This window comes from Amycolatopsis sp. NPDC004378, from assembly GCF_053602455.1.
Genome location: NZ_JBSGDR010000018.1, coordinates 76,680 through 93,256, shown reverse-complemented (window position 1 = coordinate 93,256; position 16,577 = coordinate 76,680). Strand labels below are relative to the sequence as shown.

The 16,577-nt window shown below is 72.0% G+C and carries 21 protein-coding genes; 12 read left to right on the top strand and 9 right to left on the bottom strand.

Going from position 1 to position 16,577, the window contains the following annotated elements:
- The first annotated feature begins 53 nt into the window (after positions 1 to 53).
- Positions 54 to 476, top strand: coding sequence for a DUF5709 domain-containing protein (locus ACWEN0_RS37065; protein WP_451984331.1), 423 nt, complete (start codon positions 54 to 56; stop codon positions 474 to 476).
- Positions 477 to 628: 152 nt separating this feature from the next.
- Positions 629 to 1,579, top strand: coding sequence for a LuxR C-terminal-related transcriptional regulator (locus ACWEN0_RS37060; RefSeq protein WP_451984329.1), 951 nt, complete (start codon positions 629 to 631; stop codon positions 1,577 to 1,579).
- Between the two features lie 16 nt (positions 1,580 to 1,595).
- Here ACWEN0_RS37060 and ACWEN0_RS37055 read toward each other — a convergent pair whose 3' ends face one another.
- Positions 1,596 to 1,751 carry a hypothetical protein gene (locus tag ACWEN0_RS37055; protein WP_451984327.1) on the bottom strand — a complete coding sequence of 52 codons (156 nt, stop codon included), beginning with the start codon at positions 1,749 to 1,751 and terminating at the stop codon, positions 1,596 to 1,598.
- 170 nt (positions 1,752 to 1,921) lie between these two features.
- Here ACWEN0_RS37055 and ACWEN0_RS37050 point away from each other — a divergent pair, with 170 nt between their 5' ends.
- Positions 1,922 to 2,119 (top strand): hypothetical protein, encoded by a 198-nt coding sequence (locus ACWEN0_RS37050; protein WP_451984325.1) that lies wholly within the window; start codon positions 1,922 to 1,924, stop codon positions 2,117 to 2,119.
- Positions 2,120 to 2,143: 24 nt separating this feature from the next.
- Here ACWEN0_RS37050 and ACWEN0_RS37045 read toward each other — a convergent pair whose 3' ends face one another.
- Positions 2,144 to 2,503 (bottom strand): MerR family transcriptional regulator, encoded by a 360-nt coding sequence (locus ACWEN0_RS37045; RefSeq protein ID WP_451984323.1) that lies wholly within the window; start codon positions 2,501 to 2,503, stop codon positions 2,144 to 2,146.
- Between the two features lie 54 nt (positions 2,504 to 2,557).
- Between ACWEN0_RS37045 and ACWEN0_RS37040 the strand changes: the two genes are divergently transcribed.
- Complete coding sequence (locus ACWEN0_RS37040; RefSeq protein ID WP_451984321.1) at positions 2,558 to 3,721, top strand: MFS transporter; 1,164 nt, start codon at positions 2,558 to 2,560, stop codon at positions 3,719 to 3,721.
- Positions 3,722 to 3,782: 61 nt separating this feature from the next.
- On the opposite strand, the gene ACWEN0_RS37035 is transcribed toward ACWEN0_RS37040, so the two are convergent.
- Positions 3,783 to 4,991, bottom strand: coding sequence for a glycoside hydrolase family 18 protein (locus tag ACWEN0_RS37035; RefSeq protein ID WP_451984319.1), 1,209 nt, complete (start codon positions 4,989 to 4,991; stop codon positions 3,783 to 3,785).
- A 146-nt stretch (positions 4,992 to 5,137) separates the two neighbouring features.
- On the opposite strand from ACWEN0_RS37035, the gene ACWEN0_RS37030 reads away from it, so the two are divergent.
- Positions 5,138 to 5,530: a hypothetical protein gene (locus ACWEN0_RS37030; protein ID WP_451984317.1), complete on the top strand. Its 393-nt coding sequence runs from the start codon at positions 5,138 to 5,140 to the stop codon at positions 5,528 to 5,530.
- Here ACWEN0_RS37030 and ACWEN0_RS37025 read toward each other — a convergent pair.
- A complete protein-coding gene (locus ACWEN0_RS37025) occupies positions 5,524 to 6,873 on the bottom strand; it encodes a pyridoxal phosphate-dependent decarboxylase family protein (protein ID WP_451984571.1) in 1,350 nt (449 codons plus the stop codon). The two genes, ACWEN0_RS37030 and ACWEN0_RS37025, sit on opposite strands and share 7 nt — an antisense overlap.
- An 82-nt stretch (positions 6,874 to 6,955) precedes the next feature.
- Between ACWEN0_RS37025 and ACWEN0_RS37020 the strand changes: the two genes are divergently transcribed.
- A complete protein-coding gene (locus ACWEN0_RS37020) occupies positions 6,956 to 7,489 on the top strand; it encodes a GNAT family N-acetyltransferase (protein WP_451984315.1) in 534 nt (177 codons plus the stop codon).
- Here ACWEN0_RS37020 and ACWEN0_RS37015 read toward each other — a convergent pair.
- Together ACWEN0_RS37015 and ACWEN0_RS37010 are read right to left on the bottom strand one after the other, a co-directional pair.
- Positions 7,479 to 7,955: a nitroreductase family deazaflavin-dependent oxidoreductase gene (locus ACWEN0_RS37015; RefSeq protein WP_451984313.1), complete on the bottom strand. Its 477-nt coding sequence runs from the start codon at positions 7,953 to 7,955 to the stop codon at positions 7,479 to 7,481. The genes ACWEN0_RS37020 and ACWEN0_RS37015 overlap by 11 nt on opposite strands.
- A gap of 36 nt (positions 7,956 to 7,991) precedes the next feature.
- Positions 7,992 to 9,920 carry a glycosyl hydrolase family 28-related protein gene (locus tag ACWEN0_RS37010; protein ID WP_451984311.1) on the bottom strand — a complete coding sequence of 643 codons (1,929 nt, stop codon included), beginning with the start codon at positions 9,918 to 9,920 and terminating at the stop codon, positions 7,992 to 7,994.
- Between the two features lie 169 nt (positions 9,921 to 10,089).
- On the opposite strand from ACWEN0_RS37010, the gene ACWEN0_RS37005 reads away from it, so the two are divergent.
- From ACWEN0_RS37005 to ACWEN0_RS36990, 4 genes are all read left to right on the top strand, one after another.
- Positions 10,090 to 10,368 (top strand): hypothetical protein, encoded by a 279-nt coding sequence (locus tag ACWEN0_RS37005; RefSeq protein WP_451984309.1) that lies wholly within the window; start codon positions 10,090 to 10,092, stop codon positions 10,366 to 10,368.
- A gap of 104 nt (positions 10,369 to 10,472) precedes the next feature.
- Positions 10,473 to 11,654 (top strand): PucR family transcriptional regulator, encoded by a 1,182-nt coding sequence (locus tag ACWEN0_RS37000; RefSeq protein ID WP_451984307.1) that lies wholly within the window; start codon positions 10,473 to 10,475, stop codon positions 11,652 to 11,654.
- Between the two features lie 104 nt (positions 11,655 to 11,758).
- Positions 11,759 to 12,238, top strand: coding sequence for a DUF2975 domain-containing protein (locus ACWEN0_RS36995; RefSeq protein WP_451984305.1), 480 nt, complete (start codon positions 11,759 to 11,761; stop codon positions 12,236 to 12,238).
- A complete protein-coding gene (locus ACWEN0_RS36990) occupies positions 12,238 to 12,444 on the top strand; it encodes a helix-turn-helix domain-containing protein (RefSeq protein WP_451984303.1) in 207 nt (68 codons plus the stop codon). The genes ACWEN0_RS36995 and ACWEN0_RS36990 overlap by 1 nt, the downstream gene beginning before the upstream one ends.
- Here the strand turns inward: ACWEN0_RS36990 and ACWEN0_RS36985 are convergent.
- Positions 12,441 to 13,553 carry an FAD-dependent oxidoreductase gene (locus tag ACWEN0_RS36985; RefSeq protein WP_451984301.1) on the bottom strand — a complete coding sequence of 371 codons (1,113 nt, stop codon included), beginning with the start codon at positions 13,551 to 13,553 and terminating at the stop codon, positions 12,441 to 12,443. The genes ACWEN0_RS36990 and ACWEN0_RS36985 overlap by 4 nt on opposite strands.
- Before the next feature lie 60 nt (positions 13,554 to 13,613).
- Here ACWEN0_RS36985 and ACWEN0_RS36980 point away from each other — a divergent pair, with 60 nt between their 5' ends.
- Positions 13,614 to 14,048, top strand: coding sequence for a MarR family winged helix-turn-helix transcriptional regulator (locus ACWEN0_RS36980; RefSeq protein WP_451984299.1), 435 nt, complete (start codon positions 13,614 to 13,616; stop codon positions 14,046 to 14,048).
- On the opposite strand, the gene ACWEN0_RS36975 is transcribed toward ACWEN0_RS36980, so the two are convergent.
- On the bottom strand, positions 14,045 to 14,554 hold the full coding sequence (locus tag ACWEN0_RS36975; RefSeq protein ID WP_451984297.1) for a hypothetical protein: 510 nt from the start codon (positions 14,552 to 14,554) through the stop codon (positions 14,045 to 14,047). The genes ACWEN0_RS36980 and ACWEN0_RS36975 overlap by 4 nt on opposite strands.
- A gap of 254 nt (positions 14,555 to 14,808) precedes the next feature.
- Between ACWEN0_RS36975 and ACWEN0_RS36970 the strand changes: the two genes are divergently transcribed.
- Positions 14,809 to 15,882, top strand: a complete 1,074-nt coding sequence (locus tag ACWEN0_RS36970; protein WP_451984295.1) for a DUF3068 domain-containing protein — start codon at positions 14,809 to 14,811, stop codon at positions 15,880 to 15,882.
- Here ACWEN0_RS36970 and ACWEN0_RS36965 read toward each other — a convergent pair.
- Positions 15,879 to 16,574: a class I SAM-dependent methyltransferase gene (locus ACWEN0_RS36965; protein WP_451984293.1), complete on the bottom strand. Its 696-nt coding sequence runs from the start codon at positions 16,572 to 16,574 to the stop codon at positions 15,879 to 15,881. The genes ACWEN0_RS36970 and ACWEN0_RS36965 overlap by 4 nt on opposite strands.
- Positions 16,575 to 16,577 lie beyond the last annotated feature (3 nt).

Here is a 16,577-nt window from a genome sequence, read left to right as displayed (position 1 = left end):
CGGTGATATCACCCGAGCCGCGCGGGGCCAAGGAGTTGCGCGAGGATGGGCGCATGGACGACGACATCGAAGACCACGCCGACGAAGGGATCCTCGACCCCGAGGACACTTTGGACGACCGCGACGAGCTGGCGGAGGGTTATTCACCGCCGGAACGCCCGCGGGGCACGGAAGACTGGGGCACGACCGCGCGCGAGGCCGCCGAGGGCGAAAGCTGGGAGCGCCGGCTGGCCCGCGAGGTCCCGGACCTGGCGTCCGAAGAGGGTGACGGCCTCGGCGACAGCGAGGACACCGACGGCGAGCTGATCGACGACGAGGTCGGCGACGTCCGCGCGGGCCGCTTGGTGGCCACCGACGAAGGCTTCGGCGAAGACAGCGACGAAGAGCTGTACGCGTCCGACGCGGGTGTCGACGGCGGCGCGGCTTCGGCGGAGGAAGCGGCCGTCCACGTGATCGACCCGTCGCGCCGCTGGTAGGTGCCCGGCGGCCGGACCCGCCCCCTCGCCGGGTCCGGCCCCCGATTCGGCGACCGGCCTAATCCTTTCGCCCGTCCGGTGCGTGGGGTAGGCGGCAGAGCGGTCATGTCCGGATCCGGCCGGGCCGCCCGCGCTACCGGAAGGGGACACCGATGCTGGAAGGGCTGCTGACACCCGGCGCGGGCGCGCTCTACGACGCCATGGTGCGCACCGGGCCGCTGCCGCTGGACGACCCGCGGGCCGAGAGCGCCGAGATGCGGGAACTGCTCGACCGCGGGTTCGTGCGCCGCGACTACCGCGACGACCCGGTCTTCGCGCCGATGGAGCCGGTCCGCGCGGTCGACCACGCGATCCTGGGCGCGCAGCAACGGCTGCTGGAGCAGCAGCGGCAGATCGTCGCCGCGCGCCAGCAGCTCGACACGCTGCAGGCGGTGTACCGCGCGGCGAACGGCTCGGGCGGCGACTCGGCCGTCGAGGTGCTGACCGATCCGCGGCGCATCGGCTCGCTGTCGCTGGAGCTGTGCCTGTCCGCGCGCGAGGAGTTCCTCACGTTCACCACGCGGCACTTCAAGCGCAAGCCGGACGCGGGCACGGTGATGAAGCTGCCCGACGCGGTCACCGAGCGCGGTGTCGTCCTGCGCAACGTCTACGAGCGCGCGGCGCTGGAGTTCGACGGCGCGAAGGAGGTCGTCGACGCGAGCGTGGCGGCGGGGTGGACGATGCGGGTGGCGCCGGAACTGCCGATGAAGATGGTGATCGCGGACCGCCATTCGGCACTGGTCCCGCTGGACCCGAGCGGCATGGAGGGCGCGCTGTTCGTCCGCAGCCCGACGATCGTCGCGGCGCTGCGGATGCTGTTCGAGCTGGTCTGGAGCCAGGCGGTGGCGGTGGCGGGGGCCACGCCCCGGCACGGTCTGACGCCGACCCAGGCGAAGGTCCTGGACCTGCTGGCGACGGGCATGACGGACGGCGCGATCGCCCGGCACCTGGACGTGAGCGAACGCACCGTGCGGCGGCACGTGCAGGGGTTGCTGGAGGCGTTGCAGGCGGACAACCGCGTGGCCGCGGTCTTCGCGGCCACGCGGCTCGGCTGGCTGGGGTGAGCGCACGCACCCCGCGCTACTGCCAGTGGCAGACCGGCCCCTTCGCGGTCCAGATCCACACGCAGTCCGTCTTGGGCTTGCCGGTCGGCTCGGTGGCGGCCGCCGCCGGGGCGGCCGCGGTCGCGACGATCGCCGCCGCGGCGAGCAGGGCGGCCAGCGCACGCTTGATCATGTTCGTCCCCTCCCGAAGATCTTCCCCGCCCAAGCTAGGGCCGCCGCGCGGACGGCGGCAGGGGCGGGTTCGGCCACTGTCCGGTTCCGGCCACCGTCCGCCCGGCCGGAACCGGACGTTGGCCGCCCTCGACCGGTGTGCCACCGCCCGGACGCCCCTAGCGTCGGGTCATGGGAGACGAGGTGCCCCCGCGCTGGTGGGGCGAGGAGGGCGCCCGTCCCCGCCCCGAACCGGCCGGGTGGTGGCCCGAGGCCGACACGCTCCACTGGGTCCGGCGCGACGACGACGGCGACGACCAGCCGCGGCGGACCGCGGTGAGGTTGTCCCGCCCTGACCCCCACGCGCTCGACCGCGCCCGGCCCGCCTGAACGTCCGCCTCCCGGACACCACGACTAGCCGCGGCGCACCGCATCGAGGTACTCGGAAATCGCGTCGCGGTTGCGCAGCAGGCATTCCGCCCGGCGGGTCATGCGGTCGCGCTGGTCCTCCAGGGTCGCGATCATCTCCGGGGTCGCGTCCGGGAAGTGGATCGTGCGGGGCTTGTCGAGGCACGGCAGGATCTGTTTGATGATCCGCGTGGGCAGCCCGGCGTCGAGCAGCCCGCGGACCTGGAGGACGCGGTCGACCGTCGGCTCGTCGTACGCGCGGTAGCCGTTCGCCCCGCGCGCGGCGATGATCAGCCCCTGTTCCTCGTAGTAGCGCAGCAGCCGGCGGGACGTTCCGGTGCGCTCCGCGAGCTCCCCGATGCGCATGTGCGCCACCTCACGTAGACCTTCACACGTATGTGAGGGTTTCAGCATAGTGCCATGACGATCTCCAGTACCCGGACGGCGACCCCCGCCCTGCTCGCGCTCACCACCGCCGCGTTCGTCACCGTGCTCACCGAGGCGCTGCCCGCCGGCGTGCTGCCCGGCATGAGCGCCGGCCTCGGCGTCGGCGAACCCGCCGCGGGCCAGGCCGTGACGGTCTACGCGCTCGGCACGGCCCTCACCGCGATCCCCCTCTCGACGGCGACCGCGGCCTGGCGCCGCAAGCGCTTGCTGCTCACCGGGGTGGCCGGGTTCGCCGTCGCCAACACCGTGACGGCGCTGTCCGCGGACTACGCGCTCACCATGGTGGCCCGGTTCGTCGCCGGCGTGGCCGCGGGCGTCGTCTGGGCGCTGCTGGCCGGGTACGCGCGGCGCCTCGCGCCGCCGGAAAGCCAGGGCCGGGCCATCGCGGTCGTGATGGCGGGCATCCCGCTCGCGCTGTCGCTCGGCATCCCGGCCGGGACGTTCCTCGGCGGCCTGCTCGGCTGGCGTTCGACGTTCGGCGTCATGTCCGCGATCGCCGTCGTGCTGCTGGCCTGGATCACCGCGAAGGTCCCCGACCACCCGGGGCGGCCGGGCGGCCGCACGCCGGTCCTCAAGACGCTCGCTGTGCCGGGTGTGCTGCCCGTCCTGGCTGTGACGCTCGTGTTCGTCCTGGCGCACACGGTCCTCTACACCTACGTCGCCGCGTTCCTGGCGCACGCCGGGATGGGCGACGCGGTGGACGTCGTGCTGCTGGTGTTCGGCGTCGCGTCGATGGCCGGGATCTGGGCCGTCGGCGCCCGCATCGACCGGGCGCTGCGCACGCTGACCGTCCTCAGCACGGTCCTGGTCGCCGTCGCCGCGACGCTCTTGGCCACCGCGGCGACCAGCCCGGTGCTGGTCTACACCGCCGTGGCGCTGTGGGGACTCGGCTGGGGCGGCGTCCCGACGCTGCTGCAGACCGCGGCCGGCAACGCGGGCGGAGAGGCGGCGGACAACGCGCAGGCCATGCTCGTGACGCTCTGGAACGCGGCGATGGCCGCGGGCGGGGTGGCCGGCGGCGTCCTGCTCGACGCCGCCGGCCCGGAGTCCTTCCCCTGGACGCTCCTGGCGCTCCTGCTGCCGGTGCTCGCCGTGGTGCTCGGCGCGCGGCGGCACGGGTTCCCCCGGGCATCCTGAGTGGACGAAGGGCCCGGACGGGTTCGCGCCCGGGCCCTCCAGCTTCTGGGGAAGAGCAGAGTCAGCAGCGGCCGGCGATGGCGCGCAGCAGCTCCGCGTTCGTGGTGTCGCCCGACAGCTCCCAGGCGAACACGCCGCCCAGCCCCTGCGACTTCGCGTAGCCGGCCTTGGCCGACGCCGTCTCGGGGGTGTCGTAGCTCCACCACTGCGAACCGCACTTCGCGTACGCCGTACCGGCTACCTTGCCGTTGGCGGGGCAGGTCGTCTTGAGGACCTTGTAGTCCTCGACGCCCGCTTCGTAGGTACCCGGCGCCGGCCCGGTGGCGGTGCCGCCGGGCTGCTTCTGCGTCACGCCGTCCCAGCCGCGGCCGTAGAACCCGAGGCCCAGCAGCATCTTCGACGACGGCACGCCCTGGTGGCGCAGCTTCTGGATCGCCGCGTCGGCGTAGTACCCGGCGGTCGGGATGCCCGGGTAGAACCGCAGCGGCGAGTGCGGCGCGGTGGGCCCGGTCGGCTGGCCGCCCGCGACGAAGTAGTCGTACGTCATCACGTTGTACCAGTCGAGGTAGCGGCTCGCCCCGGCGTAGTCGGTGGCGTCGATCTTGCCGTTCTTCGCGCCGTCGGCGGTGATCGCGGCGGTGACGAGCTGGTGCCCGAACTTCGCGCGCAGCGCCTTGACCAGCCCCGTGAACGCCTTGGGCCCGCTGGTGTCGCAGGTGTTGCCGCAGGCGTTCGGGTACTCCCAGTCGATGTCGATGCCGTCGAAGACGCCCGCCCAGCGCGGGTCGTTGACCAGGTCGTAGCAGGACTGCGCGAACGCCTCGGGGTTCTTGGCCGCTTCGGGGAAGCCGGCCGACCAGGTCCAGCCGCCGAACGACCACAGCACCTTCAGCTTCGGGTGCAGCTTCTTCAGCTCGAGGAGCTGGTTGAAGCTGCCGTGCAGGGTGCCGGTGTCGGCCTGGCCGCTGACGCTCGTGGTGGCGTCGTAGGGCATGTCGTGGTCGGCCCACGGGTCGCCGACGGCGCAGCCGCCGCCCGTCACGTTGCCGAACGCGTAGTTGATGTGGGTCAGCTTCGCGGCCGAACCGGACGTCTCGATGTCCTTGACGTGGTAGTTGCGGGCGTAGACGTCCCAGTCGGCGAAGTAGGCCATCACCTTGCCCTGGTCGTGCTGCCCGGCGTCCGCGGCCGGCGCGGCGACGGCGGCGCCGGCCAGCGCGAGCGCGCCGATCGAAAAAGCGCTGACGATGCGTTTTCTCATGCGGAGCAAAGCCTTCTCCTTCGGCGAGCGGCCGGTCGGACGCGCTGAGGCTAACAGGTCCAGACCACTGCGGACCAGAGTGAATCGTTGCGGTCAAAGGGTTTCCCGGTACCCCCGCAGCCGGGTGCGGATTCACCTCGTGGGATGATCCGCGGATGACCGAGTTCGGCTGCCGGCGCTGCTCCGGATCGGACGCCCTGACCGCGATGGCGTTCTGCACGACCCGCCTGCGCGAAACCCACCGCCTCGTCGAAAAGTCGCATTTCCGCATCACGCTGCGGAACTGTCCGGAATGCGGGCAGGCGTTCGCCGCCATCTTCACGGAGTTCGTCGACGGAACCGGTGGCGAGGACGCGCAGTACTTCGAGTTCGTCCCGCTGACGGCCGCCGAGGTGACCTCGTTGGCGGCGCAGGGATCCCGGGTGGACCTCGTGAAGCTGGGCGCGCTCGGCAGCGTCCGGCGGCGGCTCTCGTCGAGCTGGCCGACGGGCAAGGAGAAGCGGATCGCCTGGCGGACGGACGTCCTTTCGGTGCGCGAAGGCTACTGAGCGGCCAGCCGGAGGATCGCCGCGGCCGAGCGGTCGACGTCTTCCTCCGTGGTCGTCCAGTTCGACACCGAAATCCGCAGATAGCGGCGACCTCGCCAGGTGGTCCCGCCGAGCCAGCACGTGCCGTCGCGCTGGACCGCCCCGACGATCGAGTCCGTCCGGTCGTCGTCCCCGAAGGACACGAGCACCTGGTTCAGCACGACGTCGTTGGCGATTTCCGCGCCGCCTTCGGCGAGGGTCCGCGCGAAGCGGCGCGCCAGCCGGCAGCAGCGGTCGACGAGTTCGGCGACGCCGTCGCGGCCCAGCTCCCGCAGCGCCGCCCAGACCGCGAAGCCGCGGGCGCGGCGTGACGACTCGAGCGTGAGGTCGCCCATTCCGGACACCTCGCCGGCGCCGGTCAGGTAGGCCGCGCGGTAGGCGATCGCTTCGGCGTGGACCTCGGGACGCGCGCAGAACACGAACCCGGAGTCGTAGGGGACGTTCAGCCACTTGTGGCCGTCGCACGCCCACGAGTCGGCCAGCTCGACGCCGTCCAGCAACGCGGCGGTCCTGGGGCTGGCCGCGGCCCAGAGGCCGAAGGCGCCGTCGACGTGGAGCCAGGCGCGGCCGGCGATCTCGCGAGCGGCGCGGAGGTCGTCGCACGCGCCGGTGTTCACGTTCCCCGCCTGGAGGCAGACGATCGCCGGCCCGCTCCCCGCGGCGAGCACGCGGCCGAGGTCGCCGACGTCGATCGCGCCGTCCGGCCGGGCGCGCACCGGCTCGACGGCCCGGGTGCCGAAGCCCAGCAGCCGCAGCGCGCGGTCGACCGTGGCGTGCCGCTCCTCGCTCGCGACGACACGGACGCGCGGGGCGCCGCCGAGCCCGTCGCGCTCGACGTCCCAGCCGGCTTCGGCGAGGACGTGGTGCCGGGCGGCGGCCAGCCCGACGGTGTTCGCCGCCTGCCCGCCGGTGACGAAGCCGGCGGACGCGCCGGCCGGGATGCCGAGCAGCTCCTTCAGCCAGGTCCCGGCGACGTCTTCGGCGGCGGCCGCGGCCGGCGACAGGACGGCGTTGAACGCGTTCTGGTCCCAGCCGGTGGCGAGCACGTCGGCGGCCGTCGCGGCGGGCAGCGCCCCGCCGACGACGAAACCGAAGAACCGCGGCCCGGCCGTGGCGACCAGACCGGGCCCGGCCGCGCGGGCGAGCTCTTCCAGCACCGCGGACGGCGGCGTCGGGTCCTTCGGGAGGTGCCCGAAGGCCGCACGCAGGGCGGCCGGGTCGACGTCCCCGGCGACGGGCCGGGCGGGCAGGCTTTCCCGGTGGCCGGCGGCCAGTTCGGCGGCCCGGGCCAGGAGGTCACGCAGTTCGTCCACGTGCCGACTCTAAGCCGGGGTGACATCCGCCGGAGCGGGAACAATCGCGGGCCGCCCGGCGTAGCGTCCTGGTATGGAGACCCCGCTGAGCACCGACCGGCTCGTGATCCGGGACTGGACGGTGGACGACGCCGAAGCCGCGTTCGAGATCTACGGCGCGGAGGACGTGACGCACTGGCTGACCCCGGCCATGGACCGCGTCGGCGACCTCGCCGCGATGCGCTCGGTACTGCAGGCGTGGCAGGAGGTGCAGCCGAACCTGGTGCCGCCGCGCGGGCGGTGGGCGGTCGAGCGCAAGGAAGACGGCGTGGTGATCGGCGGCCTCGGCATCCGGCTGCTGCCGCCGTTCGAAGAGGACCTGGAGCTGAGCTGGCAGCTCGCCCCCGGCGTCTGGGGCCAGGGGTACGCGTCGGAGGCGGCGACCGCGCTCATCGAGTGGGCGTTCACTCAGGACACCGACGAGCTGTTCGCCGTCGCAAGGCCGAACAACACCCGCGCGATCGCCGTCGCCAAGCGCCTGGGCATGCAGTGGGTCGGCGAGACGGAGAAGTACTACAACCTGCGGCTGCAGGTGTACCGGATCCGGCACACCGACCTCATCGGCTGACCGGCTCCAGCAGGAAGACGCGGATCTCGCGGTCGCCCGCCCGCACGGCGTAGCGGTCGTAGGCCGGCCAGTAGGACGCGACGGCGTCCCACATCTCCTGACGTTCGTCGCCGGTGAGCAGCCGCCCGGTGACTTCGACGGCCCGGCCGCCGATCGCGGCCGTCGCCTTCGGCTGGGCCAGGAGGTTCGCCGACCACGCCGGGTGCGCCTCGCCACCCCAGTTCGAGCCGATCACGACGTACCCGCCGCCGCGTTCGACGTACAGCAGCGGCACCTGCCGGGGCTCACCGCTTTTGCGGCCGAGGGTCGTGAGCAGCAGCGTCCGCAGCCCGACGGCCGCGCCGACGCCGACCCGGCCGCCGCTGACCCGCAGCAGCACCCGGTCGGCGGGCACGAGCGCCCGCCCGAGCACCGCGAACGCCCTGCTCTTGCCGAACCCCGCGAAGACACCCCGTAAACCAGCCACGCGGGAACCCTAGCGGCTGACGACCGGCGCGGCTCGTCACCAGCGGGATGGGGCCGGGGGTGGCACGACCGGCGGGCGGTCGTCGCAGGTGATCGTGTTCGGGAGGAGCCAGGGGGCGAGCCAGCCGCCGTCGTTGCCGCCGAGGTCGGTCAGCGAGAACTCCGAGCCCGTCGGCGGGAAGGTGAACGAGCCGCAGTTGTTGACGCCGACCGCGCCGACGTTGCGCGCGTCGACGTTCCGGAACGACGCCGACCCCGCCGAGCGGGCGCTCAGCACGGACGTCCCGGCGCCGTCGACGCGCAGGTCCGCGAACCGCAGCCCGGTGATCGAGTACTTGTCCTTCACCGGGAAGTCGGTGACGAGCATGATCGCGTTGTAGGTGTTGTCGAGGAAGTGGTCGCCGGTCACCGAGATGTCCGCGGCGATGTCCTTCTCCAGCGCGTAGAACCAGATCGCGCCGAGCCCGATCTTCCAGTTCAGCTCGAAGGTCCCGGCGCGGACGGTCGTGTTGCCGGTGATCCGCAGCGTCCCGCCGAACGGCTCCGCGCCGAACCGCGAGCCCACCTGGATGGCGCTGCCCTCGCGGATCGGGTCGGCGACCAGGTTCGCCGAGACGACGTTGCCGACGCCGCCGTAGAGCGCGATCCCGTTGGCCAGCACCGGCGTCTGGATCGTGTTGTGGTCGAACGTGTTCCGCGCGTCCTGCGTCTTCTCCGACCACATGGCCAAGCCGTCGTCGCCGGTGTTGCGCACGAAGTTGTCCGACACCACCGAGTCCGTCACTCCCGTGTGGAAGTTCAAGCCGTCGGCGATCTGGTCGGCGATGACGTTGCCCGTGATCCGCGTGCGGGACATCGGCCCGTCGAACCACAGGCCGACCTTGGTGTGGTGCAGGTACAGCGAGTCCACAGTGGAGTCGCTGAGCGCGCCGCCGATCGCGTTGACCTGGTCGGTGTCGACGCGCTCCCGGACGTCGCCTTCGACCGCGAAGCCGGACAGGTGGACGTCGTGGCTGCCCCCGTCGGCGGCTTCCTTGCCGTAGATGCCGACGCCGTGACCCTTGACGATCGTGTACCAGCTGCCGGCGCCGTCGATCGTGACGTCGTCGACGATGACGTGCCGGTCGACCCGGTAGGTCCCGGGCGGCAGGAAGACCTTCAAGTGCGCTCGCCGGGCGAAGGCGATGGCGCGGTCGAGGGCGTCGGCCGAGTCGCGGCGGCCGGTCGGGTCGGCGCCGAAGAGGAGCGCGTTGGCCGCGAAGGGAACCACGCGCGGCGGCGCGACGAGTTCGGAGTCGAGCAGGTCGACGACCGTCCAGGCCGCGCCCGCCGAGGCGGTGAGCCGGATCTTGGCGCCCGCCGGGTAGGACGCGCCGAGCAGGAGCCGCTGCTCGTCGTAGAAGTGGCTGGGGCGGAACGGTTTCGCGATCACCGGCGCCGGCGTGGTCGCCGCGGGCACGCACGAGCACTCGGTGATCCACCAGTCCGGGTGCAGCAGATCGGCCTGGGGGTCGTTGGTGAACGGGTACTGGTTGTACAGCCAGGAGTACTGCGACGTCAGGGTCATCCGCTGCCGGTGCGCGCTGTTCACGGTCACGTCGAGCGGCGCGGTGATCCCGCCGCCGCCCGGCGCGTCCGGGATGCTGTACCGGACGGTGATCGCGTTGGCCGCGGCCGGCAGCGTGAACTCGACGTACTGGCCGGACGTCAGCCGGACGGCTTTGCGCCCGGACGCCTCGGCGGGCAGCGTGTAGGCCGTGCGGTCCGGGCCGATCACGGTGCCGTCCGTGCGGGCGTTCTCCGCTTCTTGTTCGAGGAAGCCGACGTTCGCGCCGCGCCCGGCGACGAGCGCCGGGTCGAGCGCGGCCCGCGTCACGACGGGCCGGCCGGCGGCCGACGCGGGTACGGCCACCGGGAACAGGGCGGCGACCGCGACGAGCACGGTGACGAGGGTGCGGCGGGCCATCGCGGACCTCGATTCTCGAGTGGAGTGCCGCGGAAGACTAGGTCGCGGACTGGCCGTACCACAAGGTTTTGCTCGAACTTACTCCGAAATTGCACGGATCAGTTCGGAAGTTGCGCAACCCGACGAGCGCGCTTTCCGACGCCTGGCCGAACGGCTCCCGTCGGCGGCGATGGTGCTCGCGGGTCCAAGTGCTCGCCGCCCGGCGGCCTGGCTGAAGCCGGGCGGCCTGCTCGTCTTCGCGACCGGGCCGGCCGATGTGGACGGTGTCGACATCGTCTTCATGGGACACGCGGTCCGCGCCAGCAGCTTCACCGCCGAGGTGCTGAGCGGGAAACTGCGCGCGGCCGGCTTGGAGATCGTCCGCGAGGAGCAGGCGGTGTTCGTGCCCGACCACCCCGGGGCCGGGGCGGAGCCGCACGTCTACCTCACCGCGCGCAGGCCTTCGTGAGTCGATCGTGGCGTCAACCCCTCACGGCGACGATCACCCGGTGGACATGAATTTTGCTCAAGTTCATGCGTGTTCCGCGCCGGGGAGCCGAGCTAAAGTGAGGAATGGGCATCGAAGCTCTGGCCAGGCCGGTACCTCGCGAGCACCGTGAGCTCGTGCGCGAGATGCTGGCCAGACTGCCGGAGTTCGCCGACCGCCTGGCCCACCTGCTCAGCACCGAAGACGAGTTCTACCGGCAGGTCGACGACGTCGCGCCCGACGAGTTGCGCCAGGTCTGCCACGCCAACCTCGAACGCGCGCTGACCGCGCTGGCCGAAGGCCGGGGCCTCGCGCTCGACGCCGCCCGCAAGACCGGGCTCGTGCAGGCGCGGCAGGGCATCCCGCTGCCCGCGGTGCTGCGCGCGTTCCGGATCGGCGGCACCTTCGTCTACGAAGCCCTCCTCGAGCTCGCCGGCCCGGACTTCCTGAACCCCACCCGGACGATCGAGATCAACTCCTACGTCTGGAAGGCGATCGACCTCTACTCCGACGCCCTGACCACGGCGTACGAAGAGGTCGCGGCCGAACCCTCGCATGCCAACGTGCGACTGTTGGACGACCTGCTCCGCGGCCGGCTGGCGACGCAGGCCGACATGGAGGCCGCCGCCCGGGAGCTGGGCCTGCCGACCGCCGGCATGTTCGTCGCCGTGGTCACCGAGCGCGTCGAGCCGGACGAGCACGACTCGGTCGAAGCGCTGCTGCGCGCGCGCCGCTGGCGCTCGGCATGGCGGCCGGGCGGCGAGGCGGGCCTGGTCGCGATCGACCGCGTCGAGGACGTCCGGCGGCTGCGCGAGGTGCTGGGTTCCCTGCCGGTCGCGGCCGGGATGAGCAAGCCGTTCTCGGGCTTCCCCGACGTCCCGGACGCGCTGCACCGCGCCCGGATCGCCCGCCGCTCGCTGCCGTCGGCGACCGCGGGCGTCGTCGTGTTCGGCGACTCGCCGGTGACGACGCTGGTCGCCGCCGCGCCGGGGATGGCCCGCGACGTCGTGCGGTCCGCGCTGACCGGCGTGCTCGCCCTGCCCGGCGCGGAGCGGAAGGTCCTGCTCGACACGCTGCTCGCCTGGTTCGCCGGCCACGGCTCGGCGAAGGAGGCCGCGGACCGGTTGTTCGTGCACCCCAACACCGTCCGCTACCGGCTGCGCCGCGTGCAGGACCTGACCAAGCGCGACCTGACCGACCCCGTCGACATCGGCGAGCTGTACGTCGCCCTCGAATCGGTGCGCCTGGATCCCGAACCCGGCGGGTGACCCCCGCGTGCGTCCGGCGCTGCCCCACCTCGGACAGGTCTCGGATGTGCACCCACATGCCGCGATCGATTGACTTTCGATAGATTTCCAGCGATAGTCAGCGCATGTTGTCCGAAAGACGCGCCGTCGCCGCACTCCGGGTGTTCCTCGTCGTGCTGTTCGCCGTCCTCCTGGTGTTCCAGACGCTCTCGCTGCCGGGCGGGATCGCGTACACGACGAGCCAGAACCCGCACGACGCGAACCTGCGCTGGCCGCTGACGATCATCGCGGTGTTCCTGGTGCTGTGCGTCCAGGTGGTGCTCGTCGCGACCTGGAAGCTGCTGACGCTGGTCAAGAAGGACCGGATCTTCACCGGCGCCTCCCTGAAGTGGGTCGACCTGATCGTCTGGGCCGTCGGTGCCGCGTGGCTGGTCTTCGCCGGCATGCTGGTGTTCGTCGGCGTCAACGCGGACGACCCGGGGATGCCGATGGTGCTGTTCCTGGTGACCGTCGGGATCACGGTGATCTGGCTGCTCATGGTCGTCATGCGCGCGCTGCTGCGCCAGGCGACCGCGCTGCGGTCCGACATGGAAGCGGTCATCTGATGTCGATCGTCGTGCGCATCGACGTCGAACTGGCCAAGCGCAAGATGAGCGTCGGGGAGTTCGCCGAGAAGGTCGGGCTGACGCCGGCCAACGTCGCGGTGCTGAAGAACGGCCGCGCCAAGGCGGTGCGCTTCAGCACCCTCGAAGCGATGTGCCGCGTGCTCGGCTGCCAGCCCGGCGACCTCCTGGAGTGGGTCGACGACTAATGCTCGCCCCGGTGGTTCCGGGCCGCGACGGCGGCCGCGGCGAACCCGTTGTCGAGCATCTCCTTCTCGTACGCCTCGACGGCCTCGAGCAGCGGCGCGCCCGAGGTCAGCCGGCCGGCGAGCAGGCCCGCGTCGAACAACGCCACGCCCGCGCTGACCCCCGCCGGCGGCATCGGGTGCGCCGCGTCGCCGACGAGCGTCACCGGGACCGGCGACCACGGTTCGGGCCGCTCGGACGTGTAGATGCTCGCGGGCACGGTGTAGGCGGGGTCGCCGAGGCGCATCAGCGCGCTCACCGACGGGTGCCAGTCGGCGTACGTCTCCGCCGCGAGTTCGATCAGGTCCGCCGGTCCGAGCCGGAAGAAGTCGTCTCCGTATCGTTCCGACGGCGCGGTCGCGCCCCACATGACGTAGTCCTCGCCCGGCGGGAAGCCGAACTCGGCCGGGTCGCGCCGGAAGCGCTGTGCGGCCAGCGCGAGCCTTCTGCCGTCCGGACCGCCGACGCCGAGGAAGCCTTCGAGCGCCGCCTCCGGGGTCAGCTTCCGCGCCTCGTCGGTCAGCGGAGTGCGGCCGTAGATCAGCCGGGCGTCGTCGACGGTGATCGGGAAGTCCGGCAGCAACTGGCGCCGGATGCCCGAGCCGACGCCGTCGGCCGCGACGAGCAGGTCGCCGTCTTCGGTCGAGCCGTCGGTGAACCGGACCCGCACGGTGCCGTCGTCCCGCAGTTCGTAGCTCGCGAAGCCGGCGCCGAAGCGGGTGCAGCCGGCCAGGTCGCGCAGCATGATCCGGCGCAGGGTGAGCCGGTCGACGGTGAGCCCGGCGACGCCCGGCGGCAGCGGGATCTCGGTGAACGTCCCCAGGCCGGGCCCGGCGACGCTGACGCCGCGCCCGTGCCGGCACGACGTGGCGGTGGCCTGTTCGTAGGCCTCGGCGGGCAACCACTCGCGCAGGGCCGCGTCGCCGTCGCCGTTGATGTGGATCCGGTAGCCCTGCGCGCGGGCGTCGATCGCCGCGTCCCGCTCGAAGAGCAGGACGTCGAAGCCGTGCCGGCGCAGCCCGTGGGCCAGGCACGGGCCGGCCAGGCCCGCGCCACTGACGAGTACTCGCACAACTACCCCCGTGGTGAGATCGTCTCATATGAGACTGTCTCGGATGCTAGCATTCCCGCCATGAAGGCTCAACCGGTCGATCCGACCGCCCTGGGGATGCTGCTCTACCGCGCCCACCGGCTGGCCCGCGCGAAGGCCAACGAGGCGGCCCGCCCGACCGGCATCGAGCTGCAGCACGCCGGCGTGCTCGCGACGGTCCGCGGCGGCGGGGTCCGCAGCCAGCGCGAACTTGGTGCCGCACTCGGCGTCGACAAGTCCACCCTGGTCCGGATCGTGGACGACCTCGAGCACCGGAACCTGGTGCGGCGCCGCCGTTCCGCGAGCGACCGCCGGGCCTACGAGATCGTGATCACCGAAGAGGGCGAGCGTCGCTTGAATGAAGCCGACGAGCTGTTCGGCAAGGCGATGGCCGGCCTGCTGGAGGTGTTCGACGGCGCCGAGCAGCACCGGCTGCACGAGCTGCTCACCCGCTTCGTCTCCCAGGAGACCCGCTAGGCCGCGTCCGCCTCCACCAGTCTCGCCAGTTCCAGCAGCGTGCCTTCGAAGCCGGGACCGGCGGTGAGCGCCACCGTGAGCGGACCCCCGCGCCGGTCCGTGCCCACCGGGAGCGTCACCGCCGGCTCCGTCCACTGGGGACGGTCCACACCGGCCGAGACGACGACGTCCGGCCGGGTCGTGGGGCGCCGGCGGCCGCCGGCGTCGAGGTCGAGCACCACGTTGCCGTGCAACGAAAGCAGCGCCGCGACGTCGGCGACGGCGTCGCGCAGTTCGCGGTCCGCGATCGAGTCCGAATGGGCGCCGATGGCCGCGCGCGACGGCTCGCCGCCGAGCCGGGGGACGATCCGGCCGAGGTCGCCCGGGGTGCAGGCGAGCAGCCGGATGCCGGGCACGCCCGCCAGCGGGTCGGTGAGCGTGATCCCCGCGCTCGCGGCCGCCGCCACGATCCGGGCCCGCCAGCTCGCGGTGGCCGCGATGGCGACCAGCGATGGGTCCTGGAGCAAAAGGGGAATTCTCCTTTGCGGTACGGCGCGGCGGAGTGAGGATCGTCCGATGGTGGGCCCATGCCCGTTGTGCCCGGGAACAAACATGTTTGGTCGCTTGGTCCGAACGGCCGCGCACATGCGACCTTCCGGTCGCACGGGGCGGGTGTGACCGCTCGTCACACTTTGACGCGCGGCGTGGCGCGGGCCACTATCCGTCCCACTGATTACCGCCGGGTAATTTGCGTGTCGACGAAGACGACCCAGGAGGACCGTTGCGACGTGCTTTCGGCCTGATCTTGCTGGCACTGGGCGTTTTCGCGGTCGCCGGAGCGGTGCTCCTCCCTGCCTACGTCTATCCGAAGCTCGCGAAAGTGCCGCTGGACCAGGACTCGACGTCGGTACTCGAAGGCACCGCGAGCAAGGTCCTCGCGGTGACCGACAACGGATCCGGCCCGGTGTCGGCCATCCGGGAGAACGCCAAGCTCACCGCGACGGCGCGGGTGCAGGCGAACTTCGCCGCGCCGGAGATGCACCAGGACACCGACTACGCGGTCTGGCTGCTCGCGGTGCAGGTCACCGACGACGCCGACGGCACCGTGCTCAGCGCGAGCAAGCGGCAGGTCTGCTTCGACCGGCGCACCGGCGAGGGCTACGACCCGCGCGGCGCGACCGACCCGCAGTGCGACGCCAAGAGCAGCTACGTCACCGAGCTCAAGGACAAGGCCGACAAGGACGGGCAGAAGCCGCCCGAGACGAACATCGAGAAGTCGCAGCCCGGCCTGAACTTCAAGTTCCCCTTCGGCACCGAGCAGAAGGACTACAAGGTCTACGACGACAACACCGGCGCGGCGGTCACCGCCCGCTACACCGGCACCGAGACGGTGAACGGGATCGAGACCTACAAGTTCGTCCAGGACATTCCCGACACCAAGCTCGACTCGAAGAAGGTCCCCGGTTCGCTGGTCGGCTCCGACCAGTCCACCGTGGACGCCGACCTCTACTACCGGGGGGTCACCACCATGTGGGTGGAACCGGTCACCGGGATCGAGGTCAAGCAGCAGCAACAGCAGCACCAGGAGCTGCGCGTCGGCACCAGCGGCAGCTCGACGGTCGTGTTCGACGGCACGCTCGCCTACAACGGCAAGACCATCTCGCAGATGGTGGACCAGGTGAACGCGAACAAGGGCAAGCTGGAGTTCCTGTCGAGCACCGGGCCGCTGTGGCTCGGCATCGGCGGCGGCGTGCTGATCGTCGTCGCGATCGTCCTGCTCCTGCGCCGCCGCCAGCCCGAGCCGCCGGCCCCGCCGCAGCACCGGCAGCGGATGCCGGTCGGCGCCGGGCGCTAGCGCCTGCGCAGCACGAGAACCAGATTCCACGAGGCTATTTCCCGGAGGCCGGGAATCCGCACGATCCACATCGCCCAGCTCGGGTGGTAACGCGGGTACCCGGCCACCAGATCGGCGAGCGGCGTCGTCTTCGCCCAGCGAAGGGCGGCGCCGACCGAAACCGGGAACAGGCTTTCCCCGAATTTGTTCTTCGGCGGCTTGCCGAGCTTCCGGGAATACCGCCGCGCCGCGTAGTGGCCACCGAGGAAATGCCACGGCGCCGTCTCGTGGCCGCCCCACGGGGAGAACCACGGCGTGAACGACGCGAAGACCGTGCCGCCCGGCTTGGTCACCCGGCACATCTCGTCGAGCATCACCCACGGCTCGGAGACGTGCTCGAGCACGTTCGACGAGTAGCAGACGTCGACGGAACCGCTGCGCACGGGCAGTTCCGTGCCGCTGGCGCGGATCATGTTCTCCCCCGGCTCGCCGCGCGCGGACAGCTCGCCGACGTCCGGGTCGAGGCCGAGGTAGACCGCGCCGGCCGCGCGGAAGGCGTCGGAGAAGTACCCCGGCCCGCCGCCGACGTCGAGCACCGTGCGCCCGGACAGCGGAGCGTGCGCCGCCAATTGCCGCACCGAATCCGCGGCGAGCGTTGAATAGAAGCCGTCCGGGTCCGTCTGCTCGGTGAGGAATGTCCGGAACAGCGTCACGGA